The following is a 13,928-nucleotide window of genomic DNA, read 5'->3' on the forward strand; positions in this document are numbered from 1 at the left end:
GATCGGATGTGCCTGCGGATTCGAGCTTATTGTTGGACGAAGACCTTCCTTCGGTGTTCCCAACGGAAATGGGTTATAGAGGTAGCGTAGGAGTTGGCTTATGAACATGCACGGATCTTGCAGAAGCTGGCGTTGGGTGATTCTTCCACGGAGGCAGGCTCTGAACCCCAGGGCACGGGAGCAGTTCGGCGTGCGTCGCCTTGCCACTGTCATCCTGATCTTCTGTCTCGCCGGAATCCAAGGCCTCTCGGCCACCTATGGACTCGACGAACGTAAGGCGGTCGCCCCGTTCCTGAACCGAGCATTCCCGGAGGATCTTTCCGCTGTCAGTGGAAGTTGGTCCACAGTGAAGGCTTTCCCTAATCTGAGCTTCGAAGATCCAGTCAATCTCACCTTTGCACCTCGGTCGACTCGAATGTATGTCTGCGGTCGGCAAGGACAGATCTGGTCGTTTGAGAACAACCCGGGGACCAGCGCCAAAACGACCGTTCTCGACATCCGTAGCCGCGTGCAAGGCTACGGCCTCTGCGGATTGCTCGGCATGGCGTTTCATCCGGAGTTCGGCCTCCCCGGATCACCGAATCGTGGCTATTTTTACGTTCACTATCGCTACTCGACCAATCCTTTTGTGGGCCCCGGGCTAGTCCCGTCCGGATCGCAGGGGTTCAACCGACTCTCCCGGTTTACCATCCCGGATGGATCGTCCGTGGCGGATCCCGAGTCGGAGCAGATCTTGGTAAGCCAGTACTGCCGGCACACCTGGCACAACGGAGGCTCAGTTCTTTTCGGACCGGACGGCTACCTTTATTGGAGTGCTGGGGACGAAGGGGAAGGGGCCGCGTTGATCCTTTTCAGCGCCCAGCGGATCAATCGTGGCTTGTTTGGTGGTGTGTTCCGGATCGACGTCGATAAGAATCCCGCTCGTAGCCATCCGATTCGACGTCAACCGCTGTCGGCCTCTCCTGATTTGCCGGTGAGCTTCTCCGCCAACTACTACATCCCCAACGACAATCCTTGGCAAGATCCTGACGGGGGCGTTCTGGAAGAGTATTTCGCGCTCGGTTTCCGCAGCCCGCACCGAATCTCGTTCGATTTTGAGAGCGGGCATCTTTGGCTGGGCGACGTTGGCGCCTCGCTCTACGAGGAAGTTAACCTGGTGGAGAAGGGCAAGAACTACCAATGGCCGGATCGAGAAGGGACCAGCGATTTTCCCATGGGACCGTTCACGCCTTCCCTCGGAGTACAGTCTCCTCCCGTCCACCAGTTCAAGCACGAGAATGGCCTGAATTGCATCATTGGTGGCTATGTCTATCGGGGGCCCGAGCATCGAGTAGAACTGGGTGGTAAATACATTTTTGCGGATAACGGCAGCGGACGGATCTGGGCGATGGACTACGATGGGGTGAACGACCCCCGAGTGACCTACCTCTGCAATATGCCCCCGGGAGCCTATCACACCGGAATCTCCACTTTTGGCACGGACCACCAAGGGGAGCTATACATGTGTCACCTCGGGAACGGACAGATCTACAAGCTCTCGAGCAGCATCTCCGCCGGAACAGTGCCGAAGCTCATCTCCCAAACCGGGTTCCTCTCGGATCCCGCCTCATTTCGCGTCGCAGACACCATGATCCCCTACCAGATGAATGTACCCTTCTGGTCGGATGGCGCCATCAAGTCGAGGTGGTTCGCCGTGCCCGGCACGGTCGCCCCGTACGGTGCGAATGAGACCGTGGGCTTCTCCTCAAATGGCTTCTGGAACTTCCCGGCTGGATCGGTTTTTGTAAAGCATTTCGAGCTGCCCATCGATGAGTCCAATCCCGCGATTCTCAAGCGACTCGAAACCCGGTTTCTGATCCGGAACACCAACGGGTATGTCTACGGTCTGACCTACAAATGGCGTGCGGATGGGACGGATGCCGACCTGCTCACCACCAGTCTCCAGGAGGAGATCTCCATCCGCACCTTGGATGGGGGGGAGCGCAAGCAGACTTGGTATTATCCCAGCCGGCAGGAATGCCTGGCCTGTCATAACACGCAAAGTAAAGGCGTTCTGGGGGTAACCGCCCGCCAGCTCAATCGAGAGTTTCTGTACCCCCAAACCGGAAGGACGGACAATCAGCTCAGGGCGCTCAATCACGTTGGACTTTTTTCACCGCCGATCCAGGAATCCGATATTCCTCATTTCCCGACTCTGACCCGCGAGGGTGAGGATGTTGCGACTTTGGAACGCCGCGCGCGCTCATATCTCGATGCGAACTGCAGCTACTGCCACAATCCCGCCGTGGGTGCCGCCTACTTTGACGCCCGCTATGAAACTCCCCTGGTCTCCCAGAACCTCATCAACGGGCTCTTCAACAACCCACTCGGCCTGGAATCCCCCTCCATCATCACTCCTGGCAGCACCAGTCGCTCTATTCTCTACCACCGCCTGAGCAGCTTGGACACCGTTCGCATGCCACCGCTGGGGAGGAACGTCGTCGATACCAATGGTGTGCTCCTAATCGCAACCTGGATCGACAGTCTTCCGCCCAGGATTTCGTCGGTTCCCCGGCAGACACTGTTTGAGGACACTCCCTCCGCTCCCATCCTTTTCACGGTCGAAGATGTGCAAACGCCCGCCTCCGCCCTGATTGTGTCCGTGGCATCGTCGGATTCCAGCCTAATACCAGTGGACGGCCTGGCGCTCGGCGGCAGCGGCAGCCAGCGTCAATTGATCATTACCCCAAGCCGCGATCGAAGCGGAACGGCGGAAATTTCCTTAACAGTCCGTGACTCCTTCAACACTGAGTCGGTCACTCGGTTCAGCGTCACGGTCCAGCCGGTGAATGATGCACCCACCATCGCCTTGATTCCCGGCCATATCACCCAGGAAGCTACTCCGATCGGCCCGATCTCGGTTACGATTGCCGATCCCGAGTCGCCTGCCTCGGCTTTGACCGTAAGCGCTTCGTCCTCCGATTCCCTGCTGGTTCCCCCCTCGGGATTGGTCTTGGATGGAAGCGGCGGGGTACGCGGACTGACCATCACCCCAGCTCCCCTGCGGTTCGGCACCGCGGTCATCCGGGTGGTAGTCAGCGATGAGGGCCTCAGCTCGGCGACGGAGTTTCTGTTGCAGGTAAACTCCACCACTCTGGTCCAAACCAACGCCGTGTTTTTCGAAGCGGAGGCCGCGGAGCATACTCCCCCCGTTTTGGTTCAACCTGACCCGACGGCATCGGGCGGCGCCTACGCGAGTTCGGCTGTCGCAGGTCAGGGAGGAATGGAGTTCCCGGTGCTGGCCTTAACCTCGGGCGACTATTCGGTCTGGGCTCGAGTCTGGATTACGGGCCAGGGTTTGGCTGGCTTCGGGGTGAAGGTGGACTCTGCTCCGGAGGATATCTTCGATTTGCCCATTGAGGACGGAGGGCAGGGAAGATGGCAATGGGTGCCACTCAACGGTCGTGGAGGCGCCCAGCCGTTCGCGATCAACCCGCGGCTGCTGCGGCTCACGCCGGGAGCTCACACTCTTCGGTTTCGACCGCTGAGCGCCGCAGCGCGGTTGGATCGTATTCTTTACTCCGTCGACCGCACGTTTGTTCCAGATGACGCACCCGTTGCGGAAGCTTTCGAGTTGACGACCCTGGAGGACACCCCCGTCGATGTCACCCTTCGTGGTGTCGATCCCGAGCGCCGGCCGCTTGCTTATCGTATTCTGGCCCAGCCTCAGCACGGGCGGCTGACCGGAAACCCGCCCCTGGTGTCCTTCTCTCCCGACCCCGATTTCGCAGGAACCGATTCGTTCAGCTATTGGGTGAACGATGGGCAGCTGGATTCTTCGGTGGCTGTAGTCCGGGTCACTGTGCAACCGGTCAACGATCCGCCGACCCTTTCGAGTATTCCGAACGTGGTGGTGGACGAGGACCTCGGTTGGAGTGTGCCATTCGTGGTTGGCGACGTGGAGTCGGTAGCCGGGGAGTTGGTCCTTTCGGCCAGCAGCAGTAATGAAACTTTGATCCCGAGCACCCAGCTTCGGATCACGGGGGAGGGAGCCGACCGAGTCTTGGCGGGGGATCCGCTGCCCAATCAGTCGGGGACAGCCCTGATCACCTTGCGAGTGACGGATCCGCAGGGAGGAACTTCGAGTCGTGACTTTACCCTCACCGTTTCGTCCATCAACGATCTGCCTTCCCTCTCTGCCTTGCCTGATCAGCGTATCCCGGAGGATCACGAGGGCTTGTTGATTCCATTCCGGATATCCGATTTCGAGACGGCCTCTGCTAGCCTCCAGGTTACCGTGTCCTCGTCGAATCGGGATCTGTTTCTGGGGGGAGATCTGGCGGTGCGGGGTGACTCCGAAGATCGGCAACTGAGCCTTCGACCCGCACCTCATGCATTTGGTGAGTCTCAGGTGACGGTGGAGGTTCTCGATACCCAGGGCGGCTCGGCCCGGACGGTTTTTCGTGTGCTTGTGGATCCAGTGAACGATGCTCCGACGGTTGCGCTCATCGAGGACCTCGTGATCGATCAGAACGCGGGTCCGACCGTGGTGCCCTTCGAGGTGGCCGACGCCGAATCGGCCGCGGACCAACTCCTGGTCTCGGTGTGGTCGAGCAATCCCCGGCTTGTGTCTTCCTCCGGCCTGGTATTGGGAGGATCGGGAGCTTCCCGCACGCTGACAGTGACCCCGGTTGCGGGACGTTTTGGTGATGCCGAGATTCTCATTCAGGTGGCAGACGAAGCGGGAGCCACCGTCGTCGGCAAGCTCCGCTGCCGAGTCCGCTCCTCCGCCAACGCCTTCGCGCCGTCCATCACCGAGATTGAGCCGCTGATCCTCCTGGAGGACCACGTCAGCGAGAGCATCTCGTTCACGGTGCAGGATGCCGCCACCCCACCGGATCAGCTTTCGATTCTGGCGATCGCGGCTAACCCTTCCCTGATTTCGGAGACTGGCCTGGTGATCCAAGGTACCGGTGCGGAGCGAACTCTCGTGATTACGCCAGCCCGCGACGCCTCTGGAACGACCACTGTCTACATTTCCGCACGCAATCAAGCGGATGGGTTGGCCGTCCGATCGTTCGAAGTGACGGTACAGCCGGTGAACGATGCACCGCAGGTGGTTGGGTTGCGGGATCTTATTCTGCAAGAGGACGCGGCGAGCGAGGTAATTCCCTTCGACGTTCAAGATGTTGATGCTTCCCCGGGAAGCCAGGCCCTCGTGCAGGTTCGGTCCTCGGATGAGGGGCTGGTTCCCGCTTCCGGTTTACACCTGGAGCAAGTGGGCTTGGGCTGGAGTCTGCAGGTGCGACCGGGCGCCAACGCCTCCGGGACTGCGACCGTGACGGTCACCGCCACCGATGCCGAGGGTGCCCGAGGTGAGTCTCAGTTTCAGGTCTCCGTTCAGCCGGTGAACGATCCGCCGACGCTCGCCGCGATCGAGGATCTCATCACGGGAGAAGATGTCCCACTTGCGCCCATTCGGATCCAGGTCACCGACCGTGAAAGTCCGGCGCTGGCGGTTCAGTTGACCGCCTCCTCCAGCAACCCGTCGCTGGTGCAAGACAGCGGGTTTGAGTTTGCGATCGTGGACGAGAACCCCTACTTGGTGATTCATCCGAACGCGAATCGTTCTGGCAGCGCCACCATCACGGTGAATGCCACCGACCCCGATGGCGGGGTCACCTCGCTCAGCTTCCTGTTGACTGTGCAGCCGATCAATGACGCGCCGCGGGTCCAGACTGTAGCCAGTCTCACTGTGCCGCTGGGGACGGAGGTTCCTCTTGTTGAAGCCGCCGTGGAGGATTTGGAAAGCGACGCCTCCTTGCTGGTGTTGCTCGCCAGTTCTTCGAACCCGGTGTTGCTCCCTGAAAGCGGGATTGTCCTGGGTGGAAGCGGTTCGCTGCGAACCGTCAGCCTCTCTCCGGCGCCAGGTCGATTCGGGAACGTGGACGTCACCTTGATGGTGCGGGATCCGGAAGGTCAAAGCTCGAGCAATGTCTTCAGGCTCATTGTCACTCATCCGGATGGTCTGCAACCGCCGTCGATCAGTGGTCTGCGCGATCTGGAGACCATGGAGGATGTGCCGGTGACCCTGTCTGGAATCCTAATCCAAGATCCGGACTCCAGTCTCGATTCATTGAGCATCACCGCGGTTTCGCAGAACTTGGTCCTGTTGCCTCAGGAGGGCGTTTCCCTGCAAGGCACAGGTGAGGAGCGTTCCTTGGTTCTCAGCCCGGGCCTCAACCAGTACGGGGCGACCCGGCTGCTCTTCACGGTCCTGGGTCCGAACGGTGGGGTTTCTAGCGCGTGGATCGCTCTCCAGGTGCAGGCGGTGAATGATGCTCCGACCGTGACGGTGCCGGCGCTCATTGAGATGGATGAGGACACCCCCAGCACCCCGGTCCTGCTCACTTTCTCGGATGATGCGCTGGTCTCTCAACTGTTGGCCATACGTTGGACCTCAGAGAACGGCGAGCTTCTCTCCGATTCATCCCTGGTCTTCACTCCGGGCGGCGGCGGGCTGCAATTGGTGATTCATCCCAATCCTAATGCTGCGGGGTTGGCGAGAGTGGTTTTGGAGGTTACCGACGGGGAGGGAGCATCGGCCATCCTGCCCATCCAGGTTAACATTCGTCCCGTCAACGATCTGCCATCGATCGGAGAAGTCGCCACCACCATTCTCACTCCGGAGGACACGGCCAGTACGCCCATTGTGATTCCCGTGGCGGATGTTGAGACAGCGGCCGGCGACTTGCTTCTCTCGCTAGAAGTGTCAAACCCGGATCTTATCGCTCCGGAGGGTGTCAGTTTCGGCGGCTCAGGAACGGCTCGGACCCTTTCCGTTACGCCGCGTCCGGACGCTTCAGGGACAGCGGAGCTAACCTTGGTTTTGCGCGACCAGGACGGCGGGGAGGTTCGGCGGCCGCTTGCACTGACGGTAGTGCCGGTGAACGACCCTCCCGTGCTTCCCGAATTGCCACCCATTGAGATGGTGCTGGGTGAGGCCGGCGCCACCCTTAGCTTTAATCTCTCCGATCTGGAATCGCCGGCTGAAGAAATCTTGGTTTACATCACCAGCGACAATTCGTTGCTCGTTCCTCCGGGTAGCACCCAGGTGCACGCGAACGGAACTCAGCGAATTCTGACTATAACCCCCGCGCCTGGCTTGTTTGGCGTTGCCACCCTCTTGGTTGAGGCTCAGGACCCGCAAGGTGCCTCGAGCCTGCGCGAGGTCCGCTTTACCGTGCGGCATCCAACTGGGAATCAGCCTCCCGAAATCTCATCGATTGCCGAACAGTCCACCTCCGAGGACGTTCCGCGTTCGGAGATTCAACTGATCGTGAGCGATGTGGAGTCGGCTCCTGAGGAGTTGACGCTGATCGCCCGGTCGACCAACTCGGAGGTTCTGGCCGATGAAGGAATTCAGATTCTGGGAACGGGCAGTGCTCGCACCTTGAATCTTTCACCGATCCTGAATCAGTCCGGAATTGCCGGTGTGGTCCTGATACTGCGCGATCCGCACGGCGGCGTGGCTGTCCGTCAGTTCCCGCTTACGGTTTCTGCTGTAAACGATGCGCCCTCGCTGGAAGCCCTGTCCGATGTGACGGTGGACGAGGATCAGCCCGTGCCTCCGATTCCGTTGCTGCTCAGTGATATCGAGAGCGATGTGCAATTACTGGCGGTGAGCGTGGGCTTGCCCGAAGGTTCAGGCCTGCGACTGGATCAAATCGCCATCGAGGGGATTGGGGCGGAGAGAGTCTTGAAACTGACTCCGGATACAAATCAGTATGGAACCTTCGAATTGACGGTTCGGGTTGATGACGGCCGAGGTGGCATTACTCGCCGCAGCTTCGTGCTGACTATACGCCCGGTCGCCGATGCTCCGCGGATCTCCGAATTGGCTTCGGTGGTCTTGCCTGAGGATTCGTTGTTAGAGGGAATCGAGTTCACAGTGAGCGATCCTGATACTCCGCTCAATCAGCTTCAGGTAGAGGTCTCCAGCGACAACTCTGAGTTGCTGCCTGCGGCAAACTTGGTCGTGACGGGAACCGAGGCTTCCCGGCGACTCCGGCTCGTGCCGGTTGCGGATCGTTCCGGCTCGGCCAACGTAACTATTCTTGTGCGTGATCTGGAAGGAGCCCAGGCCAGCACCCAGTTCACCGTCACTGTGACCCCGGTCAACGACGCTCCGGAAATCGCTCCGATCGCCAATCTGGAGGGGCTCGAAGACCAGGTGGGACTGGGTGTGGACGTGACGTTATCGGATCGGGACGATCAGCCCTCGGTGCTCCGAGTGGTGGGGCGTTCCCAGAACCAGGCTCTGCTTCCTGATGCAGGCATCACGGTGACCGGAACTGGCTTGCAGCGGCGTCTCAACCTCTCGCCTCGTGCCGATCGCTTCGGTCAGGCGCGTGTCTTTGTGAGTGTGTATGATGCGAATGGAGACATCGCGACCACCTTCTTTGATGTGACACTGCGACCGGTCAATGATGCCCCCACTCTCGATGCTCCCAAGGACATCACCTTGGCCTTCCTCTCCTCCCCTGCGCGTATCCCGCTCACCGGTTTGGGGGCGGGTGGCTTCGAGGAAGTGCAGGGACTTTCCTTGTCGGTCAGTTCGGCCAATCCCACGCTCCTGCCCACCCCTGAGATCCAATATGTTGGCGGTGACAATCGGGCCACGCTCGTGCTCTCTCCCGTCGTGGGCGCGTTTGGTGAATCGCGGGTGACCATTACGGTTCAGGACGATGGCCCCCTGGATCTGGGGGGAGCTAACACCACGGTTCGATCCTTTTTAGTGAACGTGTTGCGCTTGCCTCGACTCACGGCGGTACGAAGTCCGCGCCCCGCGCTGATCCTGACCTGGCCAGGTTGGGCGACGGACTACGTTCTCGAGACGCGGCTCGCTACCGAAACGGCTTGGAGCCAGGTTCCCGACCGTGTCTCCAAGGTGGGCGAGGAGTTTCGCGTCCAGTTGGACATCGCCCGGCCTACCCGCTACTTCCGGCTCAGGCGCATCGAATGACCCGACCCGGGCCTAAACCCTACTGAGCGCTAGCTCGCCTGCAGCTTTGACTTGACCCGCCGGGCCATCCAGGCGAGTCCCAGGGTGGAAAATCCCAGGAGAGCGGCGGTCGTCCCGGCTTCGGGCACGTTCTGCACCACTCGCAGATTATCGTGAGTATTTCGGGGTTTGAGCACGATGCATTGAGGGTCGGACTGGGCCGTTGCGTTGGTGGCGGCTAAGGTGGCGATGCTCAATCCTAGGATGCACAGACTGCGTTTCATGTGTGAGTACGGGAGTTGTCGTGTTGGTCCTCGGGATTTCCATGGCGCCAGCCCGCTGGCCAGAGAAGTTCTGCTGGGTGCGGCCGACGCTCAGTGAGGATTCCCTCGGATGGAGCACTGTGCCATCGAAGTGAGGGATCGGCTAGACGGGGAGTTCCCGGCCGTGGCCTCGGGGAATCCCCGGTTAGGGTTAGGGCTGCTTGCCGGAGTGGGCTCGCAGGAGGAAGGTGGGGAGTTCGCCCTTGCCCTTGATGAGAATGGGGCCTCGGGCTTCGAACTGAAACAGGCCTCCCAGCTTGAGCTTGGTGGCCTCGCTGACCTGAATCTCACCGGGTTGGCCGTGGGATTCCATGCGGCTTGCCAGGTTCACCGTGTCGCCCCACAAATCATAGCTGAACTTGCGCCGGCCAATGATCCCGGCGACGACGGGGCCTGAGTGAATACCGACTCGGATGGCGAGTTGCGTGCCGTGGACACGGTTGAAATCGTGAATGGCTTCCCCCATGGCCAATCCCATGCGGGCGACACGCTCGGCGTGATTGGCGCAGGGAAGGGGCACCCCCCCCACCACCATGTAACTGTCGCCAATGGTCTTGATCTTCTCCAGGCCGATGGTTTCCGCGAGACGGTCGAAGGCCGAGAACACCTCGTTGAGCAATTCCACCAGTTTAGGAGCGGGGGTTTGCTCGCTGAGCTTGGTAAAATTGACTAGATCGGCGAACAGCACGGTGACATCCGGAAAGCTCTCGGCGATGGTTTCCTCGCCCTGCTTGAGGCGTTCCGCGATGGCGGCGGGCAGAACGTTCAATAACAGGCGCTCGGACTTTTCTCGTTCCGTGCTGAGCTGCTGGAGAAATGCCTGCTCCTGGTCGCGGAGGCGCTTTTTTTCCAGCCCCGCAGCAATGCGCGTTCGAAGGAGCAGGGGATTGAACGGTTTGGGGAGAAAGTCCTCAGCCCCGAGTTCCACACAGCGAACCACATTGTCCATGTCGGTGGTGCCGCTCAGCACAATGACCGGGATGTTCTGCCAGGCCTCGTTGGCCTTCATCTCTTCCAGAAGCTCATAGCCGTTGATCTCGGGGAGCAGCAGATCGAGCAAAACCAGATCGATGTTCGAGTGCTTGAGAATGTCCATGGCCTGCGCCCCGTCCTCAGCGATCGAGAGGTTGTAATCCAGGTTCTGCAGCAGCATCGCGACCAGATCGCGAATCTCGGGTTCATCCTCCACCACCAGCAGGTTGGTGGCTTGGCGGGTGGCCGAAGATTCCGCCAGCATTCGTTTCTCGGCTTCCGTTTTGTTCGCCGCCAGCCACTTGAGTAGAAAGCGGGTCCCTTTGCTGGGTTGAGCGGGCTGAGGCGCGAGGGTTGCCTGGGCAGGAGTCACCTGGGTGAGTTCGGCCCGCAACGCATTGGCTCGATCCCGAAGCCCCCGAAACTCAGGCACCAATTGCGGATGACCCAGTGCCTCGGCCTGTGCCATGATCTGCTCGGCTAATCCGGCGAGCTCCACCAAGGGAGCTTCCATGAGCAGGCGGCCGCGCGAGAGGAAGAAGGTGTCCTGGTGGGTCGGGGCCGGCGCGGGCTCGGGGAGGAGAGGTAAGTCTCCCGACGGATTCGATTGGGGTTCAGAGGACATCCTGGTCGAGCTCGTGTTGGTTCACCGTCTCCTAGGTGGAACGAGTTACCAGCTCGCTATCACCACATCACCAACATCGGCACCCGGCAGCCCCAAGTTGAACTGTCACGCTTCCGCTGTCCCGAAGTGGGGCAACTCACCCGTGGGGTCGCCTCACTTGAGCCATTTTTTCACAGCCAGCGGCTCTTGGGCAGGCGGTTTGCACGCGGTGCCGGTGCACACATAGGCCGTGGGTTTGCCCTCGTGGGGCTTCAATGTCCGCGCGAAGGCTTCTACCGGACCCGCTGTGCCCAGGATCACTTTTCCCGGCTGATACACGGCGTGGGCGGCCTGGAGCAGGGATCGTGTGTGCCGGTCGCCCGGGTCTCCTGCAATGACCACCCGGCGTGGCTCCTCGTGCGCGAAGTCAAATGCCATGAGCATGAAGGCCAACCCCTGCGGCTGCCGCTTCATGCGCTTGGCGAATAGTGCGAGGCTCTTGTCGGCCGCCGCTCGGAAGTCGGTTCGCTCCGTGATCGCCCCCAGTTTCAGCAGTGAGAGGATCGCCACCGAATTGCCGGAGGGCTCCGCACCATCATAGTCCTCCTTCACCCTTAGAATCAGATCTTTGACGTTCGAGGTGCTTTGCCAGAACCCGCCGTCGGTTCGATCGTAGAACCGCTCGATCATGGATTCCGCCAACGCGATTGCGAATTCCAGATGTCGGGGATCCAGGGTGGCCTGGTACAACTCCAGGGTTCCGCTCAGCAGAAAGGCGTAGGATTCCTGGAGCTGAACACGGTCGCGCTCGCCGTCGCGCCAGCGGTGGTAGAGCGTTTTGGTGGCGGGGTCCCAGAGTTTCGCTTGGAGGAAACTTAGGTTTTTCTCTGCCGCCTTCAGGTAGAGGTCATCTCCCAGGACGGCGTAGGCCCGAGCCACGGCACCGAGCATGAGGCCATTCCAGGATGCGAGTATTTTGTCGTCCAGATGAGGCCGCACTCGCTTGGCACGCCGTTGAAATAACTTTTGCTTGGCGCTGGCCAGCAGTTGCCGTTCCTCCGGATTGAGTTTGTCATCCGCGATGCTGAGCACGTTTTGGTGGGGCAGAGCCTCGGGATCGCTGTGATCGTGAAAGTTTCCTTCCTGAGTGATGCCAAAGTAGCGGGCGGCGATTTTGAATTCGGCCGTCGTCAGCAACTCCTGCAGTTCGGTGCGCGTCCAGCAATAGAACTTTCCTTCCTTGCCCTCGCTGTCGGCGTCCTCGGCGGAGTAGAAACCTCCGTCGGGGTGGGTCATGTCGCGCAAAATATAGCGCAGGATGTCGCGCACCACGGCGGCAAACTCAGGACGGTCGCCGGCGAGATGGGCATCGAGGTAGAGCTGCACGAGCTGGGCATTGTCGTAGAGCATCTTCTCGAAATGTGGCACCAGCCAGCGTTCGTCGACCGAGTAGCGCGAGAATCCGCCGCCGAGCTGATCGTAGATGCCGCCGGCCGCCATCTTGTCACACGTGTGCAGCACCATGCGGGTCGCCTCGGCATCCTGGAATCGATCGGCGTAGCGGAGCAGGTAGAGCGGATGGCTGGGGGTGGGAAATTTGGGGGCCTTGCCGAAGCCGCCATTCTTGCTGTCGTAGCCTTCCTTGAGGGAGGCACCTGCCTGGTGGAGATCGTTGGTTTTTAGGGTGGCGGTGGAGTCGGCTTCGCGTGCCACCAGTTCTTGGAGCTGTCCATGGAGGCTGGTGGCGGACTCGGCAATCTTCTCATGCTGATTGGTCCAGGCCTGGTGCACTTGCAGGAGAACATCCTTGAAGCTGGGACGGCCGAATTTCTTTTCGGGCGGCCAGTAGGTGCCGCCGAAGAACGGTTTCAGATCCGGGGTGAGAAACACATTGAGCGGCCATCCGCCGCTGCCGGTCATGGCCTGGACGAAGGTCATGTAGATTTTGTCGACATCCGGGCGCTCCTCCCGATCGACCTTGATGCTGATAAAGTGAGCATTGAGCACGGCGGCGGTATCCTCCTTCTCGAAGGATTCACGTTCCATGACATGGCACCAATGGCAGGTGGAGTAGCCGATGCTGAGGAAGATTGGTTTTTTCTCGGCGCGAGCTTTGGCGAAAGCCTCTTCACCCCAGGCGTGCCAATCCACGGGATTGTGCTGGTGCTGGAGCAGGTAGGGAGATTTTTCGCGAGCGAGGCGGTTCGTGTGAGCGGGGGAGTGAGGCGTCGGCATAGAAGTAGGAAGTGACGAGCGGGTGACTTTGGATGGAGACGCCGGCGAAGGTAGAGGCGAAAGCGATGAGGGCGCGGCGGCCCGAGCCCCGGTAGCCAGGTTGGCATCGATAGCCATCGTGCCGGTCAGGGCGATGATGAAATGGAATGAAGTGCGCACCGGTGGGTGAAAGTAGCCTGCGAGACCCAGGAAGCAAGCCCCCCGAAGAAGGGCGGAGGCGGGGAGGAGGGGAGGTGGGATTGCACATTGTTCATTTCACATTTCACATTTCACATTTCACATTGGGGGCCTGAACCCGAACGGGTTCCCAGAACTTAGCCGGGCGATCGTCAGATCCCCGGAAAGCCGTCCCTCTATTTCCTGCACCCCGAAAGGGCGTGCCAGCTCCCCAACAGAACAATGTGAAATGAGCAATTCGCAACAACTCCTCACTCATCACTCGTCACGCCCTTGCCCGGAACCCGCAGGGGTTCCCAGACATTAGCCGGGCGATCGCAGATCCCCGGATAGGGCGGTTATTTATATTTCGGAGCACCCCGCAGGGCGTGCCATCTGAGCGATGAGTGACCCGAATGAGCAATGAACAATGTCCCCTTCCGCAACTCATAACTCACTCCTACTCATAACTCATAACTCATAACTCAGCAGCCCCTCCCCCCACCCACCCCTGGACCATCTAATTCCCAGCCACTTCCGCCTCGACATAGGAGCCTTTCCGGCGTAACTTCCTCTCGAGAAAATGGAGATCGAGGAAACCGAGTTCCCCCGAATAGAATTGGTGCCAGTGCGTTGATGTAGCGGGCGTGGGAGT

General features: G+C 60.2%; 4 protein-coding genes. 1 reads left to right on the forward strand and 3 read right to left on the reverse strand.

The window, feature by feature from the left end; genetic code table 11:
* Nucleotides 1–106 precede the first annotated feature (106 nt).
* The gene (locus JNN07_06470; protein MBL9167368.1) at nucleotides 107–9,004 is read left to right on the forward strand and encodes a tandem-95 repeat protein; all 8,898 of its coding nucleotides are present in this window, start codon (nucleotides 107–109) and stop codon (nucleotides 9,002–9,004) included.
* Nucleotides 9,005–9,033: 29 nt separating this feature from the next.
* On the opposite strand, the gene JNN07_06475 is transcribed toward JNN07_06470, so the two are convergent.
* From JNN07_06475 to JNN07_06485, 3 genes are all read right to left on the reverse strand, one after another.
* Nucleotides 9,034–9,267, reverse strand: coding sequence for a hypothetical protein (locus JNN07_06475; GenBank protein MBL9167369.1), 234 nt, complete (start codon nucleotides 9,265–9,267; stop codon nucleotides 9,034–9,036).
* Nucleotides 9,268–9,457: 190 nt separating this feature from the next.
* Nucleotides 9,458–10,903 carry a response regulator gene (locus tag JNN07_06480; GenBank protein ID MBL9167370.1) on the reverse strand — a complete coding sequence of 482 codons (1,446 nt, stop codon included), beginning with the start codon at nucleotides 10,901–10,903 and terminating at the stop codon, nucleotides 9,458–9,460.
* A gap of 153 nt (nucleotides 10,904–11,056) precedes the next feature.
* Nucleotides 11,057–13,276 (reverse strand): thioredoxin domain-containing protein, encoded by a 2,220-nt coding sequence (locus JNN07_06485; protein MBL9167371.1) that lies wholly within the window; start codon nucleotides 13,274–13,276, stop codon nucleotides 11,057–11,059.
* Nucleotides 13,277–13,928: the final 652 nt, after the last annotated feature.

It is taken from the genome of Verrucomicrobiales bacterium, assembly GCA_016793885.1.
Taxonomy (GTDB): Bacteria; Verrucomicrobiota; Verrucomicrobiia; order Limisphaerales; family UBA11320; genus UBA11320.

Excerpts from the sequence above, each read along its gene's own strand:
- JNN07_06480 (MBL9167370.1), bottom strand. The coding sequence starts at position 10,903 with ATGTCCTCTGAACCCCAATCGAATCCGTCGGGAGACTTACCTCTCCTC.
- JNN07_06475 (MBL9167369.1), bottom strand. The coding sequence starts at position 9,267 with ATGAAACGCAGTCTGTGCATCCTAGGATTGAGCATCGCCACCTTAGCC.
- JNN07_06470 (MBL9167368.1), top strand. The coding sequence starts at position 107 with ATGCACGGATCTTGCAGAAGCTGGCGTTGGGTGATTCTTCCACGGAGG.